Here is a 25,853-nt window from a genome sequence, read left to right as displayed (position 1 = left end):
ATATTCGTTTTACTTGAAGCATTTGACGTTTAGTACTAAGCTTGGAGCTGGTACTAAGAGCGATATAACAGATATAAAAACGTAAAAATAGTTTCTGTATGTTTTATCAGACATATACTACGGTTGGTTCTCTGCTAAGCGGTGTTATACTGGCAAGTATCTATGCCCAGCTATTTTTGCGTGCAACGCTACGCTTGCTTCCAACAAATGAATCACATACATCAAAAACTCAAGCCCGAACATCGTTCTTTTCGTTTATCACACGTTCCATATTTGTACTTGGTGCATGTATCCTACTGTTTTTACGCTGGAAAATTAACATCACCTTATTTTTTATAGCATTCATGTGTTCTTTTTGGCTGCACGTTCTACTTTTTAAGCCAGGATCAAACTTATGAGCATGGGAATTTTTGATTACGAACGGGTTCAGCCATTCACGCGTCTTGGCCTAACAGGCCCATTCTGGACCATCCACCTTGACATAGTGTTGGCAACATGGATCGCCATGGCTATTTTGCTGTGCATCGGACTCTTGGGCAAAACACTAGCAAAGAAAAAAAATAATCCAATTACTGCAATATATGAACAAGCAGTACAGTTCCTGATTGCGTTGTGTAAAGACTCGTTTCATGCTTTTGAGTACAACTACTTTTTATTTATCGCCACAATTTTTTTATTTACCTTTTTTTGTTGCTTGGTTGGCCTCATCCCTTTAGTTGAGGAAGCAACAAAAGATTTAAACACAACGCTTGCGCTCGGCCTCACATCATTTTTATACGTACAGTACCATAAAATCCGTGTCCACGGTATTGGCGGCTATCTTCACGAATTTATAGAGCCAATCTTTCTTCTCGCTCCTATTCACGTCGTTGGTGAGCTAGCAAAAATTGCATCAATGTCGTTTAGGCTTTTTGGTAACATTATTGGTGGTGGTATTATCCTTGGCATGGTCATCGAATACAGCTCAAAACTTAAAGAATACTTTCTCTTGTTCGTTATTTTCACTGTTGTTCTACAATTCGTAACCAGAAACATACATCTTCCCAAACAATTTTCCTGGATCAACAGCTTTGCAAATACATGCTACAATGCCATGTTCATTCTCACATGGTTTCAATTCATTCTTGGTATCTTTGAAGGGCTCGTACAGTCGTTTGTATTAACCATGCTTACCATTACTTATCTGGCAATGGGCACAGCGGTACATACAGAACAAAAGTCCACTATTGCACAGGAGACAACATGATTTCGCCAGAATTCCTCCATTATGGTTCCATAGCATTGCTAATTTTGCTCGGGCAAATAGGTGGAGGATTTGGGCTTGGTTTTGCTTCAACTGGGATGCATGATGCGTTTACACGCCAACCCATTGCAACTGCTTCATGCTTTAGGGCCATGATCATTGGCCTTGCATTGATTGAAAGCGGCGCTATCATCGCGCTCGTGGTGGCACTTATCTCACTTTTTGGCACACCTGAAAACATAACACTTGCGTGGGCCATGACTGAATGTGCAGCCAACATTGCCGTTGGCAGCGCAGCATTTTGCGTCTGCATCGCTTCAAGCTTTGTAGCTCACGCTGTTTCACGTGCAATTGCGCGACAACCATTCACTGACCAAAAAATTATTACCTTTATGTTGATAGCACAATCAATTATCGAAGCACCGGCAATATTTTCGTTTGTTATTGCACTCCTGCTACGCACAACACTCACTCCAGAGCTAACGTTCGAACTGGCGCTACAAAACCTTGCCATTGGACTTGTAATGAGCATCGGCTGTATTGGACCGTCTATCGGCCAATCTATTTACTCACATACAGCAGCAACAACCATCGGCAACAACCCCAATGCTTATGAAAAAGTCTTTCCATTCTCTGTCATGAACCAGGCCGTTATCGAAACCCCCCTTATGTTCTGCCTTGTTATTGCACTACTTATGCTTTACAACACAAATACTTCTACAGACCCCATCACCATAGCAATAAAATTTTTTGTTGCAGCATGCACAATTGGCCTAGGTTCAATTGCTACAGGAATTAGCCTGGGCAGCGTTGCTGCAAAAGGCTGTCAACAAATAGGCCTTGACGTAAACAATTACTACAACATACTACGCATTACACTACTTTCAGTGGCATTTATTGAATCATCAATTATCTACTCGTTAATTATCGCATTACTGCTGACGGTATAAAAAAGGTGTAAAGAAACATTGCTCAAGGAGAAAGGAGAGCCATGAAAAACGCGGCTAGTGATTTTCATGTCATTTACATCATTACTAAACTTGAGTTGGGCGGAGCCCAAAAAGTTTGCCTTAACCTAAAAGAAGGGCTTGAAAAACGACATCTAAGCACAAGTCTTATTTCTGGATCACAGGGCGTTCTGGTAGAGCAAGCACAAAAACTCACCTCTGTATATCTGCTCAAAAGCTTTAAACGAGAAGTAAGTATTTCTCAGTTATTCCTTGAAATTGCAAATTTTTTCTCGCTGATAAAAATTTTACGCAAAATCAAAAAGCAACACCCTCATGCCATTGTGCATACACACAGTACCAAAGCAGGCCTGCTCGGACGGTGGGCCGCTTTTTTTGCTGGTATTAAAACACGTGTTCATACGGTTCACGGCTACGGTTTTCACGACTATCAACCATATCCATTTTGGCTTTTCACCTATCTGCTCGAACGCATTACCGCAAAAATTACGACCCATTTTGTTTGTGTTTCAAACAAAGACCAAATAACTGGCACTAAATATTTTTCATCATTTGGGCAAAAAAGCTCAATAATTCGAGCTGCTGTCGAATGGGATGCCTTTGAAAAAGTGGCGACTCATAAAGAAAAAAGTAGCGATAAACATTTTACCATAGGCACTGTTGCATGCTTTAAACCACAAAAAAATCTTTTAGATCTATTTATGGGATTTGCCAATGCACTCCAAACACTTCCAGCACAGAAAAAAAAGCAGATCCATCTTGAAGTAATTGGTGATGGCAAACAGCGAACCATCCTTGAAAAATGGATTAAAGAAAACAAGTTGAATAATAATATTCACTTACTTGGCTGGCAAAGCGATGTAAGCAAATGGATGCAAACATGGGATGTATTTGCACTCAGCTCATTATGGGAAGGCTTACCATGCGCCGTTATTGAAGCGCGACTATGCAAAATACCCGTTGTAGCTTACAATGTCGGCGGCATTGCAGAAGTTATTCAACATAAAAAAAATGGTTTTCTTGTCACACCTAAAGATACCCAAGAGCTATCACGTAGACTTAAATTATTAATCACCAACCCTGTACGGTGCAAACAAATGGGAGATTTTCAAGATGACCTTGAACAATTCCACGTAAACTCAATGATCAACGCGCATATCTCACTCTACAAAAAATTGACCAAACGAGCACATGCCTACTAGCAACAAAATCCACAATTTGACATTGTTATTTTTTTTCTGATAGGCTGACCACAAAATGTTCTATCGCCCCTTATATTCGGACTTATGGGCAGATTAAAGGAGAAAGAAATGAAGAAATGCCTTAAGATTACAGTATCCGGCAAGGTTAAAGGCGTCGGTTATCGAGAGTATGCAAAAAAACATGCTACCAATCTTGAAATAGAAGGAACCGCCCAAAATAGCGATGATGACCAGCAGGTTATCATTTATGCGCGAGGCCAGGCTGACAATCTTGAAAAATTCATCGATCACCTATACAAGGGTAGTACCAAGTCAAAAGTAGAAGATATCTTTGCAGAACCGTTCACACAAGAACGTGATTTCCGGGGGGTCTTTCGAGTCATCGGACAAGACTGATATTATTGATCAGATCTGCTATCCGTATCTTCAAACTCAAGCCGTTTACGTTTTTTAGTTTTTGCAGAATTTTCCGAGTTATCACCCTGCAAGAAAAGTTCTTGTAAAACTGAAGCACCCAGTAGATCTTGTATTGTAACATTGTTGCCATCCCTTAAAGTTAAATCTGGCTTATATTGTTGTATGATTTTATGAGCAATCTTAGTCCTGTTTTGACTGTCACTTTTAAGTAAACAGTGCAGCGGACTATCGCCTTGATCGTCTTTTCCATGTATGTCGTATCCACGTTCTAACAATAATTCCATTATCTCTTCATTCGCATGACTTGCAGCAAAATGTAATAATGATTTCCCACAAAAATTAATACCATTAAAGCTCGCACCTGACTGGAGAAAGCAACGAATCAAAGAAGTATCTAACTTACCAGACGACATAAATTTATGTAAAATGTGATTATGGGTGCCATTCATAGCATTTATACATGATCCATGTCGTAAAAAAACATCTAACAAATCACTACGTTTTTCCAAACAAACAACATAGGATAGCGGGGTTTCAACCGAATCGAAAACAGTCTTGCCATCTTCATAGCATAATGAATCAATATCAGATAGCGAATCATACAATTGCATTTCAGCAGGTAAATTTAGCCCATTACTACCTATGAAATACTCAAAGTATCGTTGTTCATTAAGCAGTCCCTGAATTTTTTCGACATTAGGATTTTGCTGGCTACATTCCCTGGCAAGACGCTCTATTTGATTTTTCTGGGGTGCCAAAAAAATCATAATATCGTCAATACAGCTCCTTACACCAACAAGACGCTCTTGGAGTTTAGCCACCTCCATTCCTCGCTGTTCTGATGAAAGGCCATAACTCCTTTCTAATTCTAATCGCCTAAGATCAATCACACGACACATATTAATCAACAATTCAAGCAAGGTACTCCCATCAAGCGCCCGCCTAAAAACGTTTTCGCATAGATACTTGTTCACATTTTTTTGCTCTGAAGGAACTATTTTTTTCAATTGCTGAATAGATATATTTTGCACAAACTCATCAATAAGTTCGCTCCTTACAGGACAATTTTTTTTACAAAAACTATGTTTACCACAATCTTGTGCAAGCCCAAACTGAGGAATCCAAAAAATAATATTACCATCTTTGTCATGCATTGGCGTACCACATTCAATGTGAAACTCTAAGCATTTTCTGAAAACTTCTTTATTGTTACAGTTGACCGCCTTAAATGCTTGTATTACTTCACCTGATGTTTTGCATCCTTCAAGAAACTTAGCAATTTGAAACGCAAAAATGTGATTCATCTCCACGCCTTTTTTTACATATGACTGCTTTGTCGGCAACCGTCCTTTGTCTTCCTCTGCACAAATAACGTTTGAAAAAATTGTAACTAAAAAAAATAGCACCCAAAAAATTGACTTTTTCATAACAAACTCCATTTTAAAAATACATAAATCAACAAACCAGAGATCCTAATCCGTATCTTCAAACTCAAGCCGTTTACGCTTTTTAGGGCTCTGCTTTTGCTGTAACGTTTTACGCGGTGACTGCCTAACAGGACTACCCTGCTCAAGCTGACTCATTAAATCCCACACCGAAACTCCCCATTTATTCTTCAGTGTAATATTGGCCTCATAATCTTGTATAAGCTTCTTAGCCATACCAAGCTTATTGGGGCTCTTACTTTCGAGCAGGTAGTGTAACGGAGTACATCGTTCCTCATCTTGTACATTAATGCTTATGCCAGTTTCTTCGAGCAAAAACCTCATAACCTCATCACTTGCCCGATCCGCTGCACAGTGCACCAATGTCGCATCTTCGTCATCAATACGATTTAAAAAAGCTCTATTCCTTGCAAAGAGCTTTACAAAGTCAAGCGATGGATAATCATTTTCTAAATAACGCTGCAAACAATCAGCATCTACTATATCACGCGCGTTGACCTGAGCACCATAGTCAAGAAGTAACTGGGCAACATCATACCCACCGCTAACTCGTGCAAGACACAACAAGGGAGTACAATACATTTCTGAACCAGTCAGGGGTAAAACATCTATAGCATCTCTATAATCTAAGGCATCAATCAATTCTGAATCATGATCATAGTAGTGCAACAATAGAATAAGATTTTCACCATTCCCACCTATAAAATATTCAAAATATTCACATTTTTCCAACAGATTATGTACTTGAAGAACGTCTGGTTCACGATTAATGCATTCACGAACAAGCTTAGCTATTTGAGCCTTTTGAGGCTCGAAAAACACCATAATGTTGCGAATCGTATCTGAAACAAGCATGAGGCGCTTCTGAACATCATCCAATGCTGTTTCTCGCTCTTCTGTAGTAAGTCCTGAAGCACTGGTAAGCTTACGCTGTAGCATCCCATTATAGCCGTAATACCGAATAAGTAGTTCAAGCAGCGTGCTTCCATCTGAGCAACGGCTGGTAAGGTTTGCACGAAAATATTTATTTTCAAGCTTTTCAGAATTAAAATCGTCGTTATTTTCAGGTACCATCTTTTTAAGATCATCAATGCTAAGTTGCTCAAGCGCTGGCTTTATAAACGATAGTTTCTCTCCACAGTACTCCCTAAAATGCTCCTGGCAGAATTTGTTACCCAAACAATCAAGACCCAAACCAAACTGAGGAATCCAAAAAACTACCTGGCCATTTTTATCATACATCGGCGTACCTTGCTCAATTACACCTTTCAAGCACGGCCAAAAGGCATTTCGCTCATGACTATCAAGACACTTTTCCCAAAGATTTATCACTTCACAAGCAGTTCTGCAATCACGCAGTTTTTTAACCAATGTATTCGGTAGGTTATTATTGGACACTGCCGTATTTACCCACATAGTGTGGCGCTGACGTAGAGATGTGTTTCGCACAGCACTCGTTTGAGTTGCAAAAGACTCATCAACATACTTTTCAAGTTCAGCACCAAAGGCAGAACTTGTGCATGCTAAAAACAAAAAGCTAAGCTTTAAAAAATTTGACCAGTTCACAATGATCTCCATTTATTTTTTAATCTTTATATACTTTCATCAATCACAATTTTTATTTTACTCGCAGCATCTCGTAATTTCTGCTTACGCTTTTTTCGCTCGTTATCAATAAGCTTGCTAATCTCTAAAATATTTCCAAATAACGTAGGATTGAGTGCAAGATTAATCCCACCGTAAGCAGTGCCATAACGACCATCAATACCTTCAGATATGCCAACGCCACGACTGAGCAAAATCCGTGCTGTGCTTGGAGCTACCCACATAGCTGTATAATCAAGCGCGGAGCGCCCCTGCCAATCTCTAACCTCAGGGTTAGCACCGTTGACAAGTATGGGAATAACAACTGCAAACTGATCTTTTTGTGCCGCGCAATGCAATGGTGTTAAGCCCTTTTTATCTTGAGCATTAACATCAAAGCCTTTGTCCTGCTCCAGTAAATATTTAACACCCTCAAGATTGCCCTCAAATGCTGCGTGATGAAGTACGTTTTGCCCTCTAAAATTGAGGCAATGTCCATTAACCTTTTCATACGAAAATAATTTTTTAAATAATGCAAAAGACTCAGAATCTGACCTCATTGCAAGCTCAAGCAATACACAGCTTCCATTTTCATCAATTGGAATATTAAAATTTGTGTAACGATCTAACGTAGCCAGAAGCAAATCAAAAATAATTTTAACAGTTTGAAACTTTTTAAACCCTCTCCAGCAATGATGCATGAAGGACTCTTTAAAACCAACACGCTTAAGATATGCAACTATTTCTTCAAACTTAGCCCGACGATCTTCTGGACATGTTTTCAATCGTGCCTTTGCCTGCAAAAGTGGTACCAAACCCTGCTCATTAAGCAGTAAGTCAAAGCGTCCCCAACGCTGCCCAAAACCAAGTAAGCCTTTCCCCAAGACATTTAACGGCTGTTTACCCTCATAAAAATCTTTTACGAGCTTTTGTAGAAACTCACCAGTAAAACAGAAATATTCTTCTCGAGGCTCGTCTCCTGATCCACGAAGCAACTCAACGACCTTTTTGACCGCATCAAAATCACCAGCATCTATCGCTTCGGCCATCTCAGCGCTTTTTTCGTCAATCCATACTCGATTCATGCCGTAACGCAATGCCTGCTCAAACCTGAGTCCTGAATCTACTGCCTTTGCAGTAAATCCACCGCTTGCAACCATAGCAACCAATAAAAATACACGTGACAGGCGTGAAATACCCTTCATGAGAGCCTCCATTTCATAAAAAATAACCTTCCATTTACGGTTATACGCATATTTTAAATGCATACATGTATAATTATATACAGATTGAAAATTAAATCAAACGGGTCAAAGACCGTCTGGGAAGGCTAATTCGCCCCCCCACTGCCCAAAATGCTTAAATTAGGCTAAACTGCATGATTAGAGGGTAAAAAGCGACCTTCCAGTCAAGCCAGAGGACAGGCTTGTTATAACAGACAAAAAACTAAGTAACCAAATCGAAACAATAGGCAATTTCACTCACAGCAACCTACATTATGACATCATACCGATTTATCTGCCTCATTTTTTTCCTGACCATGCTGACAAGCAACATGCATGCAGCCGGCGTTGACCTCAAAGACCTGGTCAGTGCACCCGCACAGGCAGGCACCACCCACAGTATGTACATTACCAAAATAACCTTCGAGTCAGATGTACCCTTTACTGAAGACGAGTTTTTTTACCTCACACGTCTAAAAACGAACTCGTTTATAACCAAGCGCCACCTAGTCTATGCCTACCGTCAACTCATGGCAAAACAGCGCTTTACAAGCGTGCATGTACAAGAAGATGAGTATCAAACGGGTAAGCACCTACACTTCATTTTGACCGGCAACTGGATCTTTAAAAAACTACAGATCCATGGGGTCATCTTTGGCAAGCAGGACTACGCAACACTGTACATGCTACAGCCGGGTGAAATATTTGATGCAACGCTCCATGAACAATCGCTAAAAAGCATTATCAAGACCCTACATGATCAAGGTTATTTTGATTGCACAATTGACGATGAGCTTATCTATGAAAAAAAACGTAAAACTATCACCACAAAGCTGACACTCAACAGGAACAAGCGATATAGCTTTGAGCACGTACACTTCACCATCGCCGATCTCAATAAACACCTTTCAGACGAGCACAACCACGACATTGCAAGCCTGGGAAAAACACTCGATCGAAAATTTGGCAAGTACTTTAGACACGGTTATTACTCAAACACACGCGTCAAAAAGTATGTTAGAAAAATGAAAGATTTTATACGCAAAAAAAACTTTCTCAACCCACGCATCACCCTGCATAAAAACTTTGGAAACAAAAACAAGCTTGATCTCACTTTTGAAATCGCACTTGGTAAACGAAAAATACTTACCCTTGAAGGCAACGATGCATTTTCAGATCAGTTCATCAAGCAGGAACTACTTGACCCCGACCAGCCTGATTGGCTTTTCTTGCCTGAGATCATAACCGAGCAACTGGCATACGAATATTATAAAAAAGGTTATTGGCACGTTAACCTTAGTCATGAGCCAGTAGGCAAAATTGGCCATCACATCATCATCGATGAGCAAGAACCAACAATTATCGAACACATCGAACTTATCGATGCTGCAACACATTTGCCCGAGAAAGTAGAGCTGCCCTTTGCCCAACAATTAAAAAACAAAATCTTTGACCAAGACAACCTCGACCATTACCTTGAAAAGCTGCAAAATTATTACCTCGCACATGGCTACTGGGATTTTACAACTATCGAAAAGCGATTTGTTAAAAACCACCTTACACAAACATATACACTCAAACTTTTGATAGACAAGGGCATACAACGTTTTTGGGCCGGATTTGAAATTGAACCATTCAAAGAACTTGAAGGATGTGATTTTTTCAAGAAATATAAACTCTCAAAATATAACCAACTCATTCCATTTCACTTTGGATGGTTACATGAACAGCGCTCATTTTTACTTGATTATTTCCATAGGCAAGGCTACTGGTATGCAGAGATTCAGCCCGAACTGGTGCAACTCCCCGTTCAAGACTTTCCCATAAATCTGCCAGGCGCTACCCCCCCCGAGCAACGCAAAATATTTGTGCGGTGGCACATAAAACCAGGCAAACAGGTCTGTATCGGCAAAGTCGTCGTACGAGGCAATACGACAATCCCTTTCAAACACTTACGAGCACAACTCAAGTTTAAGGAAGGCGATCTTTGGAATCGACAAAAACTTGACCTTACACGTAAGCGGCTCAAAAGCCTTGATGTCTTCAAATCAATTCAACTAACCCCAGCAAACCTTTCAAAGCCAACAGGCAAAAAAACGGTCTTGCTCAATGTTGTTGACGACGAACCAACCGAATTACGTTTTCGTGTTGGCTATTTCTTAACAAGTCATAATTTTCAATTCAAACAACAACATACCCCAAAATTTGGCACCTCACTTATATTCAAAAATCCAACAAATCATGCTGACAAATTATCATTCAACGTCGATTTAACCTTTTTTGAGCAACGATTCAATGCTGAATACCAACAACCAACACCACTCGGCATAGACAGCATGGGGCGCATTAATGCCTATGCAAACAAATACATCCACCCTGTCAAAATTGGCGGCGGCGATGCTGCTTATGAAGCGCTGCAAGCAGGCTTTGGCATGTCCCTTTCTGATCAGTACAAACAACACTACCATTGGAGTGTTATTGCGGGTAATGAATGGATTAAAACAACGCGTGTTCGTGGTCAGCTCAACTTTGACCAGCGCCTAATAGACAAAATGCTGCCACACTTTTACGTTGCACCGTCACTGATCGTGGATAAACTTGATGACCGCTTCAATACAACAAGCGGCACTTTCAGCAACGCATCACTCAAATGCATGATTCCTGAAAGTTCTGGCATCTTTACCGCAAAACTGATTGCCGAACATGCCTTTTTTCATCCAATCTACCGTCACATTATTGCTGCCGGCCGCATCAAGTTTGGCCATATTTTTCGGTCAAAATTCACACAAGTTATGCCTGTAGAGCGTTTCTACCTTGGTGGCCCACACTCTGTGCGTGGCTACGAACTTGATGGCCTACCCCCACTGGGAGTACAAACCTGCGTCAAAGACGGCAAAACATGCAAACAATATACTATTCAAGGTGGCAGCTCAATGCTTAATATCAATGGGGAACTACGCTTTCCCATCTACAAGTCATTTGGGGCAGTACTCTTTCAAGATCTTGGCATTTTGAGCCAAACTGGGTTGAGTGGCTTTGGAAAAAAGTGGTTCCCATCAAGCGGCATTGGCCTGCGTTATAAAACACCGATTGGCCCCCTGCGCTTTGACCTTGCACTCAAATGGAAATCACGCCTTGAGCAAAAAGAAGAACGCATTGGTTGGCACCTCACGCTGGGTGAAGCGTTTTAGTAGCTAAACTGAATGTGACCAAGCACGGTGACCGGACGCAAAACTTTACGTCCACTAATGTGCGCCTGCACCATACCACCAAGCGTCAAACAGGATGCAATCTTGTATGTAAGCCCAAAATTAATTTGCTGATTCTTCCAACACGATTCATCTTCCAACTTGCAAACACCTTTTTGGAAACAGTCTTGGGCAGCCTTGGTTAATGTCGTTGTCGTACACTTCAGTATCTTTTTAATCTCACAACTCTGGAAACAAGTTTGAGTGCAGTTTTGCACACATGTATTGCTACTACAACTGGTATTGGTCGAGCTTGAACTACTTTCGCTTGACTCACAACTTGTTGGGCATGGAATAATCTCGCACGTTGTTCTGCTACAGAGCAAATTAATGTGATCTTTAAGATGCTGCGTATAGATGTAATCAAAATAAAACATCAAATTGCCTGAAAAATATTCTGCTTTGAGTGATGCGTTAGCATACCATAAGTGTCCTGGGCGGCGCTTGATATCCGTTGTCCACGGGATCAGGCCTTCCTGATAAATACTTGTTGGCACACGTTGCGCCTTGAGATCTTTAGTTTCGGAAAAAACTGCACCAGCACCCAAACTCAACTGTAAAATCTGGTCAGTTCCCAACGTTGGAAACTCAAAATTAAGCGCACCTTCAAGCGTTATTCCCCAAAAGTTGTTGTTGCCTGATGGCACACTAAAGCGCCTGTGAGGCTTTACATCATTGCCCGATGGGATCCATGCACCCAAAGAAATATGCGGTACAACAAGCACCGGCACTTCTTCGCGCTCACACAGTTTAATCGGTACATTCCAATAAAGTTGTACGTGCACGTCCTCAAGCATTGAGTCACAAAACTCGCTCAAATCAATGCCCAGCTCGTTGGCAATTTTGGTGCGCGCATTTGCACTGACAAGATTATCAAAAAAAACGGGACCAAATGCTGCTTCATTTTGAGACGGAGCACCTTCAACACTTCCAATGCCCTTACCTCGCTGCACGCCCTCATTGACTATATAGTCACTGGCCTTCTGCCTGATGTCGACAAACCCTGCGCGTATGGCTGTACCAAACCCTCCACCAAAATCAAAATTAATTTGCGCACGAAGACCAAGCTTTTCATACGAGCCTTTAACATCGGTATAGGTACCATAGTTGTATTCAGCAACTTCTTTTTTAAACTCGTTCTCTTTGGTGAAATTAAATCGATCTTCCTCCAACGTGCTTGGCTCAAGTGTATTCCCTTGCAATGCACTATTAGCTGACCATAACTGTTCATAATTTTCTTCGCTAAATGGTTTATTGGTCGGTGCTGCTTTTTCCGCATCAAAAAGGATGGCAAGCAAATTCCATTTTCCGCATCGATCGTGAAGCTGCACTTTTTTATTGCAGACATCACGAGCTGTGTTAGCATGCTGATAAAAAGGAGAAAGATGCAAGCGTAAGTGCCCTTTATCAAATTTTTTATAAAACTTGTCAGTACCACGTGCCGTATGAATGATGGCGGTATCGTAAACATTAACCAGTGGCGTTGCACTCAGATGCAAACAACAGGAAATAATTAAAGACAGGCTAACAAGAATCTTTACATGGCAAAAAATACCATGCAAAACTCTTTTTCTGGTGGAACTGTACATGAAATTTCCCTTCACGGATAAATCGTCGCCAATTTGTAAAATACATTTGTGTTATAGCACTACACACATTCATTGGTCAAGCTTTAAGCAAGGATGCTGGTTATGACAAAAGAGTACAAAAAATCTCTGTTTATTTTTCGGCGTGATCTACGACTGAACGACAATACCGGACTCATCACCGCACATACCACCTCAGAAAAAGTAGTCCCCATTTTCATTTTTACCCCCGAGCAGGTAACTGACAAAAACAAATACCGATCACTCAATGCTATTCAATTTATGATAGAATCTTTACAGGATCTTGAGGGCCAACTCAAAAAGAAAAAAGCAAAACTTTATCTATTTTATGGCAATCCTGAAACCGTTGTCTCGGGACTCATTAAAAAAGAAAAAATTGATGCAGTTTTTGTTAACCATGACTACACACCATACGGCAAACGTCGTGATAACAGCATCAAACGTGCGTGTAAAAAAAACAAAGCAGCTTTTGTGAGCAGTCCCGATTTACTTTTACTTGAGCCTGACCAAGCACTCAAAAAAAACAAACAGCCTTACACCATTTTTACACCTTTCTATAAAAATGCTTCAAAACATGCAGTTGCGCTCCCAACCCAACACCGCTTCAGCAATTTTTTTACCGGTAGTCTTGCAGGTAGCCAAGGCAAAAGCATATACACAAAGTTTTTGGCTCAAGAAAATGATTCTATTTCTGTTCATGGCGGAAGATCAAAAGCACTTAATATTTTTAAGCGTTTGAGTACTTTCAGGCTCTATGACAAAGAACGTAATATCCCCGCACGTGAGGCAACAACTGGCCTATCTGCTCATCTTAAATTTGGAACAATCTCAGTACGTGAAGCACGTGAAGCCATTATAAAAAAGCTCGGAAAAACCCACACACTCATAAAACAGCTGTACTGGCGTGATTTTTTTACACATATCGCTTTCCATTTTCCTCATGTTTTTGGTCACGCATTCCACAAAAAATATGACAAACTTGCATGGAAAAACTCAAAAAAGCTTTTTCATGCGTGGCAACAAGGTAAAACTGGATACCCTCTTGTTGATGCCGGAATGCGTCAACTTGCACAAACCGGCTTCATGCATAATCGCGTCCGCATGGTTGTCGCATCGTTTTTGGTTAAAGATTTACACATTGACTGGCGCTGGGGTGAAAAACATTTTGCTCAGCTCCTTGTTGATTATGATCCTTCAGTCAACAACGGCAACTGGCAATGGGCTGCATCCACAGGTTGTGATGCGCAACCATATTTTCGTATCTTCAGCCCATGGCTTCAGCAAAAAAAATTTGACCATGATTGCAAATACATAAAAACATGGGTTGAAGAACTTAAAAACGTTGAACCCAAATACATCCATAACTGGGACAAATACCACGATGATTTCGAAGGCGATTATCCAGCCCCCATCGTCGAACATGGCGCTGCAAGTACACATGCAAAGAGCATGTATAAAAAAAGAAGTTAACCATACACACAATAATCCCCTAAAAAAAGGAGTTCCTTCATGAATACACGCAACATTTGCGCATTGCTGCTGGCAAGCAGTCTTGCCTATAGCACACAGGTTTTAGCGCAACCCCTGACCAAAGGAGAGCTAGCAGCCGAAGAAAACTCATCTTCGCAAACCTTAACACCGCAACTTGACAGCTCAAACAGCCCAGCATCACAAACACCTGAGGAACCAGCAGTAGAAGGAATAACCATAACCCCAGAGCCAACACAAGAAATATCAATCGAGCCACTCAGTGCCCCAGGCTCTACACCCCTAGCACCCGAGCCAACACCAACACCCGCTGCTCTCACAGAACCTGAACCAATTGAACAATCAACAATCGCAGCGGTAACCCAACCAGTGCAAGAACAACTAGATCAAACAATGCCAGACACTACTACCCCGCAAGAACAACCTGAAGCAGCAAGTGCATCAGAATCAGCAGTGCAAGAAGCACTTGTAAATCAATTTGAAGCAATGACCAACCAGCTTATCCAAACTGCAATCAGCAATGTCGCTGAAGAATTTATCGATTCCGTCCTTGAACCAGAGCCAACTGAGATAACCGTGCAAAAGCCTGCTGAAAATGTCGTAGCGAGCAAACCAAAACCTACTGCTGAAATTGAGAACCAAAGCGTAGAAGCAATTACCCAAGGAATTTTAAATAGCATCTACGCACTGGATGATGATGTAGAACTAGAGGTTATAAAACGTCTCAACGTACACATCGACAAAATTTTGGAAGAAGATGGTCAAGACGATACATTAAATAGCGAGTTCATCAAAGCTGGTGGGGTAACCCTGTTTATTGCCGTGGTGTGCACTGCTGTACACATAGCAATTTACAAAGGGTTTTATAGTAACAACCCCGAACGACAAAAAAAGGGATTCTTTGAACTAGCACAAATAATACTGCAGGAAAACAGCGAGTGGATAATCAGCATTGTACTTGGCCTGCTTGAAACGCTTGATGCCCGTACTGTCAAAGTTTTTGGTACAAAACTCAATGCTGCACAAATGGTCAAACACCTCACAAAAACGGTTACTACAACACATGCCGCATCATTCCTAACCGAATTTATGATGGGCAAATCAAATACGCCAATCGTATTTCTGACGGGTATACTCACTTACTTTTTTGAGTCGCAAGAAATTTCAAGCAAACGCTTGCAATACTTTAAAGATAAACTCAAAGACTACTTACAAAATGACCAAGACCGCTCAGGCATGCAAATGCCAAGCGAACACCAAATTAATACCGCACTTGCTCGTGCAGCCGCAAAACACACACTCCTAACAGCAGGCTTTTAAAAAACAAAAAGAGGCGGGCTTACTGCCCGCCTCTGCTAACCTTGCCTAACTCTACGTTTGGCAAAACTAAAGCCACGAAAATCAAGATCATCTCCCGAATAAATAAACGGGTTATCCGACAAACAATCATACACAACATAGAGCAACAAAAGTCCGCCGATAAAAATTGTAACGGTCAAACAAAACGGGATAGCATAACACGCATTAGGAGTTATTATAAGCTTCTCACCTCCAAGGCTACTATAGTCCCTCAGCGTCACCAACTTTCCATCATTCCCGCAAAGTGCTGGTACATTAGCTAACTCCCCCCACTGCTGAGGAAATACCTGGCCACATAAAGCCGCAAGATGTCCCGTGAGTCCATTCAATTGAGTTGCTACAACGGTAGAACCACTACCAAACATTTCACTGCACCGAGCGTGCAACTCCATAAACCCATCTCCCGACAAAAAACGCTTAAATGCATCAAGAGAGTCAAACTCGGTAATAACATGTTGCCGAGTTTGTGGATCATAAACACCAATACATATCTTGAAAACTTGCCCTACAAAATTCTCCGCTGCTCTAATGCCCGATCCAAACAACGACATCACTAAAACAAGCATCACAATTTTTTTCATAGAATCTCCTTTTTGATGAATATGATGAAAAACTGCGAACAGCTTACAGCGCGCAACGCAGCGCGTCAAATTCTTAAAAACCTTGCGTGAAGGCTAAACCCTTGTATCCTTTTCTGCCAAATACTTTTTACTGTGCCACCCCATAAGGCGCCAACAAAGATACATGGTCACCCCTCCAACAATAACCCCTACGATGAGCATCGGGTACAAACAGTCCTGACTATCACGTTGTATGTCTGCAGCATCCAAGCCAACAGACAAACTCTTGTTCCCTCGTTGATCAAGAACGGTGTACAAGTAGCTTGTACCCTGACAAGCAGACGAAGTCTGCTCACAAAAACGCATTCTTTCTACGGCTTGCTCAGCTACACCAAACACCCGAACACACATACATTGCAACTGTTTACGGATGTAACTATCTTTACCAGCATTAAAACCGGATACACAGTACTGATAAAAATCACGAAGTTGTTCAGGAGTAAAAAATTCCTTAAGCTGCTCTGGACTCAGGTTAATACGCTCAATTACGCCAGCGCTTGGATCAAAAAACCCAACACATACCCTCATATCACTAAACTGATCAGCAGCAAAAACTCCCTGCCCCATTAAAACCATCATTAACAAAATAGATCGAATTCTTTTAATCATAATAACTCCTTATAATCGTACTCAACAAAAAACTGCGGGCACATAGAGTACAGTAAAACACACAAATAGGTCAACCATCTGTAACCCGATTGAGCCACACATAAACTTACGGTATACTCGAAGTGAGTTTCCCAAACAAGTCTGAGAAAGTGTTTAATGATAACCAAAGAAACAATCGACGAAGTAAAAAAACGCCTCGTTAAAACATATGATCCAATTGCTATCTACATTTTTGGCTCACATGCATGGGGAAGTCCAACTGAAGACAGTGATCTCGATCTCCTCATTATCATCGATAAATCAGATGAAAAAAGCTATAGCCGCGCTCGATCTGGGCAACAGGCACTGTTTGGCCTAGGCATAGCAAAAGATATCATCGTCTACACCAAGGCTGAGTTTGAAAAATACTCGCATGACGCAACCACCCTCTGTCATAAAATCAAAAAAGACGGAAAACTTTTATATGCTCGGGCATGAAGCATGGCTGAAGATAGCCCAAGAAGATCTTCTTGCTGCAAAGGGACTTTGTAAGCTCGAGCTTTTTTCTTCAGCGGTCTACCACTGCCAGCAATCGGCTGAAAAGTCACTCAAGGCATATCTTGTTTCTAAAAAGAACCCAATACTCAAGACTCATGATCTAATTAAATTACTGGAAGTATGTATGTCTTTTGATAAAGAGTTTGAAAAAAAATTCGACGCCGCAAACTACATCAGTCCATTTTCATCAAAATTTAGATATCCAACTGAATTTGAAGTTCCCGATAAAGAAGAAACACAGCAAGCAATTAGCTGTGCACAAAGTATATTTCGCTTTGTTCTCAGAAAAATTGCCAAGCCCCAGTCGGGTCAATCAACTATTTTTGACAGATAAGCACAATAGGTCTCTTCCCCGTGTGTGACCCGATTGAGCCACACATAAACTTACGGTATACTCAAGATCCTAAAAAAGAGAGGGGCCGTAAAAAATCTTTAACTAAAATCCAAATAGCCACAAAATGGACACATGAAGAAACAATTTGATGTTATCGTTGTTGGCGGCGGGCACGCCGGTATAGAAGCCGCACACGCTGCTGCAAAAATGGGCGTTGATACTGCACTACTTACGCTTGATCCCGAAAAAGTTGCATCTATGCCATGCAACCCATCAATCGGCGGTCTGGGAAAAGGGCACATTGTCTACGAAGTCAGTGCACTTGGTGGACTCATGCCACAACTCTGCAGCAAGACCTACCTACAAGCGCGTATGCTCAATACCAGTAAGGGACCCGCGGTACAGGGCTTACGACTACAGATTGATAAGTACCAATACTCACAAGCAGCATACCGGTACCTATACACCGTACAGAACCTAAGTATCATCAAAGAAATGGGCGTGTCACTGATTACAACAATTGACAATGGCATTAAACGTGTTGAAGGAATCATCACACAAACAGGCCTGCGTCTGTACGCGCCAACCATTGTTGTCACAACCGGTACCTTTATGAGTGGCCTTATTCACGTTGGCTTAACCCGCTACCGCGGGGGCAGACGTGGTGAAGATGCATCGATTGGACTCTCAGAATCAATATCTCAAGAAATTGACATGCCTATTGGCCGGCTTAAAACAGGAACTCCTCCGCGCCTACGTGCATCAAGCCTTGACTACACTAAGTTTGAAAAACAAAGCAGCCACAAGCTTGACTACCTCTTTGAGTTTGAACCTGTTGATGTACACGAAACCGTTCCCTGCTATCTAACCAACACAACACCAAAAACACATGAAATTATTAGCAGTAACTTACACTTGTCAGCCATGTATGCAGACAATATCAAAGGCATTGGCCCACGCTACTGCCCATCAATCGAAGACAAAATAGGTCGCTACCCTGACCGCCAATCACACCATGTGTTCATTGAGCCGGAGGGTGACGGTGTAGATGAAATTTATCCAGCAGGACTTTCTACCTCACTTCCACTCGATGTCCAAACAGACTATATTCGCTCCATTCCAGGTTTTGAAAAAGCAGAAATCACCCAATGTGGCTATGCCATTGAATACGACTATTTTCAGCCAACTCACTTAACACATGCACTTGAGTCAAAACGTCTTGATGGTTTATTTTTAGCTGGGCAAATTAATGGTACCACTGGTTATGAAGAAGCAGCTGGGCAAGGCATTATTGCCGGTATTAACGCAGCACTTAAGGTGACAGGTAACTCACCTTTTACCCTTAACCGTAACGAAAGTTATATCGGTGTCATGATTGACGACCTGATCACACTCGGCGCTAACGAACCATACCGCATGTTCACCTCACGCGCTGAACGTCGACTGCTTCTGCGCCAAGACAATGTTTTTGCTCGTCTTATGCCCCATGGCTATCGCCTTGGCCTTGTGCCATACACTTTATATCGCAAGTTTTTAGCAGAAAAAAAAGTTGTTGAAAAAGCGGTTTCTCTCATTAAAAAAATGTCTTCTGACAGTAAACTACGCTCCATGCTTCGTGCCGTTGAATTCACCGCAACACTCAAACAAGAAGCTGATTATTTACTGCGCACGCTACTTGAGCAGCATAATATTTCAGATGAGGCGCTCTCAAGTCGAGCGTTGCTCAGCATTTATGCTGAAATAAAATATGATGGCTACCTACAAAAAGAAGCAAAAGAGATTGAGAAAATGCAGCGGTTTCAAGAATTGATCATACCAGAGACAATGAGTTTTACAGGCATGGCCGGCTTGTCTCGCGAGCTCCAAGAAAAACTTGAATTTCATAGGCCACAAACTATTGCACAGGCACAACTCATCCAAGGCATGACACCAGCAGCAATATCAATTTTGATTTTTCAAATTAGAAACTGGGAAAAAGAAAACAATTAAAGAGAGGTGCAACTTTGCACCTCTCTTAAAAAAAAGATACAAACTCTTAGGCGAATAACCTTCGAGCAAGTACTCGCCTTGCAGCATTACGCCCTTCCTCTGTAGCAAGTCTTTGCCTACGCGCCTGAGCGCGTTGCCTTCGCTCTGCTGCTTCTTCTTGTGCAATTTCTTCTTCAATGCGTTGTCTTAGAGCTCCTTCTACAGATGGTATCACAAAAAAATTTTGCTTTTTCCCTGTAATCTCACGCTGTAAAAGTAAAGACATTAGGTTTGGCTTATTTTTTTCTCTTCTAGGGTTGGACATACACAAAGCATGTTGCTCAACCATAATTGCTAAAAAAGCCATAATAAAAATAGCTTTTATTTTTTTCATTAGAAATCCTCCATCATATTTCTTTTAATACATTAATTTTGATTGACTAAATCGCTTGGCAAAAAGCCGTCAGAATTTTTTGTACGCATGCATTTTGCAACCTGTCTACTATACGGTTTGTTTTGATCACACAGTATATTGAGTAACATGTCATCTTTACGTTTAATCACAAGATGGAGTAATGTTTCTTGTCCAAACCCAAAATCAAGCGGCAGACAAAGGTCAAAGCCTGTTGCAAGCAACGCATTCATACGTGACGCAAGCTGCTGCGGTGTGACATTTGGACCATGAAAAATGACTTCTGCAAGCAAATGATCTTCTTCATGAGGATATTGCGACTGAGTGACCAATCGTCTACCATGATTGCTATAATTGATTATTGTTTGTCGGCACTTATTTGCTAAATCGACAACATCGTCAGGTACAACAGCATTGGTAATATTGGGTGTACATAACCTCACTAAGTACATTTTATACGCAGCTGCATACCAAGCAATTTTTTGATTCGTCCAACCATGAAACTTTCTGAGTTCGATAAACACTTCTTTGATCAATGTGCTAGTATCCTCAACTCCAGCACGCTCAAAGCGCTGGCTGTCACTAAACCTGTTTAGGATACAAATAATTTCATGAATATCTCCCTGCTTGAGTGCAACCACAAGTTGCTTTTTTTCAAAAACAAGATTAGGAATATTCAAACTTTCCAACCTGTTAGCAGCTTTCTTTTTTATACAGCACCCAAAACACTCACGGTCACGCAAATCAAAAGCAATACCCGCTATGATCATATCGTCTTGAGCATCCTCAAGCGCCCGCCTCTGTTCATCAGAGTCTTGAGATCCATCGTCAGAAGCTGATGCATCACCAATAAATGCGTCAACGAAGTCATTCGGTTCTGCTGCAAACATATTGGGCTGAACGGCTCCAAACAGCGCAGCAAGTAATAATAAAATCTTTAGATTCTTCATAAGACAAAAACCTCCATTAAAAATTCAATATACCACTAACTCTTGCATGCACCATTTTTTGATCCCCTTGCTCTCTGTTGTGACGCTGAAACCGCCTGTTTTATCTGCTCTTTCAGATTCAAATAATGGCTACGCTCACCTTGCAAAAATATCATTCGCTCTTCGGTTGCTCGACCACCATCTTCACAAATAAGCTTTTCTATGGACGTAATAATCGATGCAATAGTCTTATAAATTATCTTTCTTTGCCCTTGATCATGCAGAGGCGTTATCCCCTTTAGGTCAGTAGCCCAAATGTTGATTGACTTATTTTCTAGCAACATCTCAGAAATCAAATCATCATCTTCAGCAATGTAATGCAAAGGCGTTTTACCTTCACCGTTTGCTGCATTAATTTCTACATTTTCTTTACCCAGCAAGTGGCCTATGGCAAGAATCATACCGCTATTAACCGCATAATGAAGTGGTGTATTTTGCTGACTATCTCTAACGTTTGGGTTAGCACCAGCATCAAGCAAAACTTTTGCATTGCCATGTCGTGTCTGAACAGCATAGTGTAATAATGCTCGACCATGCTGATCACGCATGGTATTTATATTCTCAATACCAACTAACTGCAACAACGTAGGCAATACCGTAGGTGCTGCTGGCAAGTTACTTTTTGCAGTCTCAAAGGTAAAATGTACAATCTCATGGTCACTATATTTCTGACGCATCTCCTCTGCACTAAGACCATAAAGATAATTAGAAAACATAGGAACGCGCATCATTAATTCTTCAAAACCTACGCCAGAACGCTCTTCCGCTCCAAAAAGGTGACCTTGCGCCGCAACTGCCAATGTAGCCGCTAAAAATAGTTTAGAATTTTTCATACGAAAACCCCCATTTAAAATAAACATATAAATTTAAATTTCCCATACAATAATATTAACAAATAGAAAATATATTACAAGTGGGCTCCTACAGGGGCTTTACTACCCTAAACCCTCCATTCAGCGCTGCCCTAACAGCGTTCATAGAAACATATCCGACTCAGGCCATCACAGCCAGCATACATGTCTTTAACCCGACCAGTGGCCAATAACCGCTCTTGCTGCTGCTTGGTAAGCCGTACTGGAACACGCATTAAGTCAAAATTATACCAGCCATCGCTCGCCTGAATATAAGGAAACAACGTGCCCAACGCCTGTAGGGTTAGTTGAACAGGCATGCCAATAAAATTTTTTTTATATTTTTCATACCTTCACCTAGAGTCTCGACTAACCTCAATGCTACAATTTCGACCAAAACCGGGGGTAGCAGCATAACTAACCTGGCAGAAAAAGCAAAAAACCCACCCCAACGCTTGCAAAGGCATTACAGACGTTTATACTCATAAATACGCTAAAAAACCCATTAAAACCTTCAAAAAACAAGGACCACAGAGCATGAGCAAGCCGGATTTTGATATCGGCAGCGACTATAGCGCAGGCTTTTCAGTCCCTGAATCGTACGAATATAAGTCAGAGATCGGCCTTAACGAGCAGGTCATTTGTGACATTTCAGCAAAAAAAAATGAACCTCTATGGATGCTTGAGCTCAGACTCAAAGCACTACAAGAATTTATGGACCGCCCACTACCAAAATGGGGGCCCGACCTAAGCGCACTCGATGTGCATGACATTTACTATTACGTCAAGCCAGTCAAAAACCAACGTAAGTCATGGGACGATGTACCCGACGATATTAAAAATACATTTGACCGGTTAGGAGTTCCTCAGTCAGAGCGTAAATACCTGGCAGGACTTGGTGCACAATACGAGTCTGAAGTGGTTTACCACAACCTCAAGCAAGAATGGGAAGAACTAGGCGTTATTTTTTTGGATACTGATTCAGGGCTCAAAGAACACCCTGAACTATTCCAAAAATACTTTGGCACAGCAATTCCTTACAATGATAATAAATTTGCAGCACTCAATACGGCTGCATGGAGTGGCGGAAGCTTTATTTACATCCCTAAAGGAGTTGAAGTAACCGTTCCCCTACAAACGTATTTTCGTATCAATGCTGAGCGTATGGGCCAGTTTGAGCGTACCTTGATCATTGCCGATGAAGGCTCACTGGTCAATTACGTTGAAGGCTGCACAGCACCAAACTATTCATCCAGTTCACTGCATGCAGCAGTGGTCGAAATTATCGCGCTCAAAGGTGCACGCGTCCGTTACACCACCATTCAAAACTGGTCAAAAAACGTGTACAACCTTGTTACCAAGCGTGCAATCGCACACGAAGATTCCGTCGTCGAATGGATTGATGGCAACCTTGGTAGCGCAATCACCATGAAATATCCATGCGTAGTTATGCAGGGCAAAAACGCAAAAGCTGAAGTACTCTCAATTGCCATGGCAAGTGGCGATAACCAAATACAAGACGCCGGCGCAAAAGTTATCCACAACGCACCAAACACCAGCTCACGCATTGTTTCCAAATCAATCTGCACCAAAGGTGGTCAAGCAAGCTATCGTGGGGCAGTCAAAGTCGCCAAAGGCGCAACCAACTGTAAGTCATTTGTTCAATGTGATGCACTCATCCTTGATGAAGAATCACGAACCGATACATATCCTTACATCGACATTCAAGAAGACGATGTCAGCATCGGGCATGAAGCAACAGTCAGCAAAATTGGTGAAGACCAACTCTTTTACCTGACAAGCAAAGGCATTGACGAAAGCACCGCACGTACCTTGATTGTTAACGGTTTTATCGAACCATTCGTCAAGCAGCTCCCAATGGAATACGCCGTTGAAATGAACCGACTTATTGAACTTGAAATGGAAGGGAGCGTTGGATAATGTGTATTAACGACCACAACACCGCAACAAATCTTGATGTCTTTCTTGACTCAAGCACCGCACTCACACTCAGACTCAAAGAAGTACTGCAAGAGCAACTCATTGAAAACCTTGTACCAGAAGATGTAACAGTCACTATCACCCTAGCACCCTACACCACAGTCACCATGATTGACGACCTGGTCGATTTTCACGACACAACAGCAAATAACCTTTTCAAAAACAAACTCAAATTTGTTCTTAAAGAACACAGTGTTTTGCATTATCAACTCAAAATTTTACCCTCACCTGAGGAAAATGAGTACCAGCAAGAAACTGACATGCCACATTTTGGACTAACTCAGTCATGCCAAACGGTTGTTGAAAAAGAACTTGAATTTTCATTTGTTGGCAAATATGCACAGGCAGACGTGCAGTGTGCATGCTTTGGCAATGGTAACCGCGTGTACAAAGTTAAAACGCTACAAGATCACCATGCAACCAACACGAGCAGCAACTTGGTCGTCAACAGCGTACTTGACCACGAAGCCAAACTATTTTGCACCAACTTAATTAAAATTCAAAAAGACGCACAACAAACAGACGCACAGCAGTCAAACAAAAATATTCTACTTGCTCGTGGCGCGCGAGCAGTGGCTATTCCCCAACTTGAAATTGAAGCTAATGACGTCAAATGTGGACACGGCTCAGCAACAAGCAAACTCAACGATGAACATCTCTTTTATCTACAAAGCCGTGGCATCGACCACAAAACAACCCGCAATCTCTTGATCAACGCATTCTTGCAATAAGACTACTGGGAGGCTTGATCAAGCCTCCCAACCCATCTAAATCTTCTACCCGAAACCCATTTGACGCTCAATCATCAATAAAATATACTAATTAGAGTATAATTTGGGGGTACAATAGATGGAGCGTTTAATAAAAAGTGTACTGCTTGTTGCAGTGTATTTAGTATCATTTTCATATGCATCAGCAGCTGATAAGCTGCCAGGAACAATTGAAACAGAACGGCTAATGCTGCGGTCATTGTTGCTTTACAATGAAAGCGAGTTAGATAAACTTAGCCAAGAGTATTTCAATGCTCTTACAACTTATGGCACTAGCGATGAAGTAAATAAAAAGCGTTTTTGCGGCTGTCAAGCTAGAACAAAACCAACTCAGCAAATGGTTCTCAAGTGGTTGAAAAATCAACAATCATGTATAAAACAACATTATTTCCACGGTCGGGGATTACGACTGAGCTCCTATCTTATCTTTCTAAAAAATAAAAACTTGATGATCGGAGAAATTGGGCTTCACTCACAAGAACCTAATATGGGTTGGCAACTTGGATATTGGTTGAGTAAAAACTACCAACAAAATGGATACATGAAAGAAGCTTCTCGCGCTCTCATGCCACACTATTTCGATGGAACAAATGCACCATTCCTGTATGCCCACGTGCTACCAACTAATACTCCATCTCAAAACTTAGCCCAGTCACTTGGTTTTGAAAAACAAGAAAATCAAACAACCTGCTACTTCAATGAATGCTCTATAGACAAATATATGCTTACTTATGAAAAATTTTCAGAAACCAAAGCAGCTTTTCCCCAGACAAAAATCACGCCACACCCTTCTATCAGAAGAAACTTTTGGCCAAGCAAGCTTACTATAAGTCTTTCATGCATCGGAGCTTTAGCTAAATGTATACCCAAAGCATGGTTGTCCAACAAACACTACGACACAGATGCCTTCGTCATTACCATGATGGTAGAAACACTCTTGTCATATCTTATTCTTGATTTATTTTATCGTTGCTAACA

At 41.3% G+C, this 25,853-nt stretch carries 24 protein-coding genes; 14 read left to right on the top strand and 10 right to left on the bottom strand.

Annotated features, from left to right (window positions below; translation table 11 throughout):
* Positions 1–98 precede the first annotated feature (98 nt).
* The 5 genes from H6679_02240 (at position 99) to H6679_02220 (ending at position 3,809) form a co-directional block, all read left to right on the top strand.
* Entirely contained in the window at positions 99–398 is a 300-nt protein-coding gene (locus tag H6679_02240) for a hypothetical protein (GenBank protein MCB9493072.1), read from the top strand.
* A complete protein-coding gene (locus H6679_02235; GenBank protein MCB9493071.1) occupies positions 395–1,246 on the top strand; it encodes a F0F1 ATP synthase subunit A in 852 nt (283 codons plus the stop codon). Before H6679_02240 ends, H6679_02235 begins: the two co-directional genes overlap by 4 nt.
* Positions 1,243–2,193, top strand: a complete 951-nt coding sequence (locus H6679_02230; GenBank protein MCB9493070.1) for a hypothetical protein — start codon at positions 1,243–1,245, stop codon at positions 2,191–2,193. The genes H6679_02235 and H6679_02230 overlap by 4 nt, the downstream gene beginning before the upstream one ends.
* A gap of 41 nt (positions 2,194–2,234) precedes the next feature.
* Positions 2,235–3,413 (top strand): glycosyltransferase, encoded by a 1,179-nt coding sequence (locus tag H6679_02225; protein MCB9493069.1) that lies wholly within the window; start codon positions 2,235–2,237, stop codon positions 3,411–3,413.
* 108 nt (positions 3,414–3,521) lie between these two features.
* On the top strand, positions 3,522–3,809 hold the full coding sequence (locus H6679_02220; GenBank protein ID MCB9493068.1) for an acylphosphatase: 288 nt from the start codon (positions 3,522–3,524) through the stop codon (positions 3,807–3,809).
* 2 nt (positions 3,810–3,811) lie between these two features.
* Here H6679_02220 and H6679_02215 read toward each other — a convergent pair whose 3' ends face one another.
* Genes H6679_02215 through H6679_02205 form a run of 3 tightly spaced genes read right to left on the bottom strand, consistent with a single transcriptional unit; the run spans position 3,812 to position 8,127 of the window.
* Entirely contained in the window at positions 3,812–5,257 is a 1,446-nt protein-coding gene (locus H6679_02215; protein MCB9493067.1) for an ankyrin repeat domain-containing protein, read from the bottom strand.
* 45 nt (positions 5,258–5,302) lie between these two features.
* Positions 5,303–6,853 carry a hypothetical protein gene (locus H6679_02210; protein MCB9493066.1) on the bottom strand — a complete coding sequence of 517 codons (1,551 nt, stop codon included), beginning with the start codon at positions 6,851–6,853 and terminating at the stop codon, positions 5,303–5,305.
* Between the two features lie 14 nt (positions 6,854–6,867).
* Positions 6,868–8,127: an ankyrin repeat domain-containing protein gene (locus H6679_02205; protein ID MCB9493065.1), complete on the bottom strand. Its 1,260-nt coding sequence runs from the start codon at positions 8,125–8,127 to the stop codon at positions 6,868–6,870.
* A 230-nt stretch (positions 8,128–8,357) separates the two neighbouring features.
* On the opposite strand from H6679_02205, the gene H6679_02200 reads away from it, so the two are divergent.
* Complete coding sequence (locus H6679_02200; GenBank protein MCB9493064.1) at positions 8,358–11,273, top strand: BamA/TamA family outer membrane protein; 2,916 nt, start codon at positions 8,358–8,360, stop codon at positions 11,271–11,273.
* Here H6679_02200 and H6679_02195 read toward each other — a convergent pair.
* A complete protein-coding gene (locus H6679_02195) occupies positions 11,270–12,919 on the bottom strand; it encodes a hypothetical protein (protein MCB9493063.1) in 1,650 nt (549 codons plus the stop codon). The two genes, H6679_02200 and H6679_02195, sit on opposite strands and share 4 nt — an antisense overlap.
* A 102-nt stretch (positions 12,920–13,021) precedes the next feature.
* On the opposite strand from H6679_02195, the gene H6679_02190 reads away from it, so the two are divergent.
* Together H6679_02190 and H6679_02185 are read left to right on the top strand one after the other, a co-directional pair.
* Positions 13,022–14,407 carry a deoxyribodipyrimidine photo-lyase gene (locus H6679_02190; GenBank protein MCB9493062.1) on the top strand — a complete coding sequence of 462 codons (1,386 nt, stop codon included), beginning with the start codon at positions 13,022–13,024 and terminating at the stop codon, positions 14,405–14,407.
* Positions 14,408–14,446: 39 nt separating this feature from the next.
* Complete coding sequence (locus H6679_02185) at positions 14,447–15,745, top strand: hypothetical protein (protein MCB9493061.1); 1,299 nt, start codon at positions 14,447–14,449, stop codon at positions 15,743–15,745.
* 35 nt (positions 15,746–15,780) lie between these two features.
* Here the strand turns inward: H6679_02185 and H6679_02180 are convergent, their stop codons facing one another.
* Positions 15,781–16,365 carry a hypothetical protein gene (locus tag H6679_02180; GenBank protein ID MCB9493060.1) on the bottom strand — a complete coding sequence of 195 codons (585 nt, stop codon included), beginning with the start codon at positions 16,363–16,365 and terminating at the stop codon, positions 15,781–15,783.
* Positions 16,366–16,458: 93 nt separating this feature from the next.
* Complete coding sequence (locus tag H6679_02175; GenBank protein MCB9493059.1) at positions 16,459–17,013, bottom strand: hypothetical protein; 555 nt, start codon at positions 17,011–17,013, stop codon at positions 16,459–16,461.
* Between the two features lie 156 nt (positions 17,014–17,169).
* Here H6679_02175 and H6679_02170 point away from each other — a divergent pair, with 156 nt between their 5' ends.
* The 3 genes from H6679_02170 to mnmG all read left to right on the top strand — a co-directional run bounded on the left by H6679_02170 (position 17,170) and on the right by mnmG (position 19,873).
* Positions 17,170–17,490, top strand: a complete 321-nt coding sequence (locus H6679_02170; GenBank protein MCB9493058.1) for a nucleotidyltransferase domain-containing protein — start codon at positions 17,170–17,172, stop codon at positions 17,488–17,490.
* Positions 17,477–17,884, top strand: a complete 408-nt coding sequence (locus H6679_02165) for a HEPN domain-containing protein (GenBank protein ID MCB9493057.1) — start codon at positions 17,477–17,479, stop codon at positions 17,882–17,884. Before H6679_02170 ends, H6679_02165 begins: the two co-directional genes overlap by 14 nt.
* A gap of 132 nt (positions 17,885–18,016) precedes the next feature.
* Entirely contained in the window at positions 18,017–19,873 is a 1,857-nt protein-coding gene (gene mnmG, locus H6679_02160; protein ID MCB9493056.1) for a tRNA uridine-5-carboxymethylaminomethyl(34) synthesis enzyme MnmG, read from the top strand.
* Positions 19,874–19,919: 46 nt separating this feature from the next.
* Here mnmG and H6679_02155 read toward each other — a convergent pair whose 3' ends face one another.
* The 4 genes from H6679_02155 to H6679_02140 all read right to left on the bottom strand — a co-directional run bounded on the left by H6679_02155 (position 19,920) and on the right by H6679_02140 (position 22,424).
* Positions 19,920–20,246, bottom strand: a complete 327-nt coding sequence (locus H6679_02155; GenBank protein ID MCB9493055.1) for a hypothetical protein — start codon at positions 20,244–20,246, stop codon at positions 19,920–19,922.
* Between the two features lie 32 nt (positions 20,247–20,278).
* Complete coding sequence (locus H6679_02150) at positions 20,279–21,214, bottom strand: hypothetical protein (protein MCB9493054.1); 936 nt, start codon at positions 21,212–21,214, stop codon at positions 20,279–20,281.
* Between the two features lie 35 nt (positions 21,215–21,249).
* Positions 21,250–22,086 carry an ankyrin repeat domain-containing protein gene (locus tag H6679_02145; protein ID MCB9493053.1) on the bottom strand — a complete coding sequence of 279 codons (837 nt, stop codon included), beginning with the start codon at positions 22,084–22,086 and terminating at the stop codon, positions 21,250–21,252.
* A gap of 131 nt (positions 22,087–22,217) precedes the next feature.
* A complete protein-coding gene (locus H6679_02140; GenBank protein ID MCB9493052.1) occupies positions 22,218–22,424 on the bottom strand; it encodes a hypothetical protein in 207 nt (68 codons plus the stop codon).
* 217 nt (positions 22,425–22,641) lie between these two features.
* On the opposite strand from H6679_02140, the gene sufB reads away from it, so the two are divergent.
* The 3 genes from sufB (at position 22,642) to H6679_02125 (ending at position 25,851) form a co-directional block, all read left to right on the top strand.
* Complete coding sequence (sufB, locus tag H6679_02135) at positions 22,642–24,045, top strand: Fe-S cluster assembly protein SufB (GenBank protein ID MCB9493051.1); 1,404 nt, start codon at positions 22,642–22,644, stop codon at positions 24,043–24,045.
* The gene (locus H6679_02130) at positions 24,045–24,836 is read left to right on the top strand and encodes a SufD family Fe-S cluster assembly protein (GenBank protein ID MCB9493050.1); all 792 of its coding nucleotides are present in this window, start codon (positions 24,045–24,047) and stop codon (positions 24,834–24,836) included. The genes sufB and H6679_02130 overlap by 1 nt, the downstream gene beginning before the upstream one ends.
* Positions 24,837–24,954: 118 nt before the next feature.
* Positions 24,955–25,851, top strand: coding sequence for a GNAT family N-acetyltransferase (locus H6679_02125; GenBank protein MCB9493049.1), 897 nt, complete (start codon positions 24,955–24,957; stop codon positions 25,849–25,851).
* Positions 25,852–25,853 lie beyond the last annotated feature (2 nt).

The organism is Campylobacterota bacterium (assembly GCA_020633995.1).
In the GTDB taxonomy this organism is placed as follows: domain Bacteria; phylum Babelota; class Babeliae; order Babelales; family RVW-14; genus JACKCO01.
This window is presented reverse-complemented; position numbering and strand designations above follow the sequence as displayed.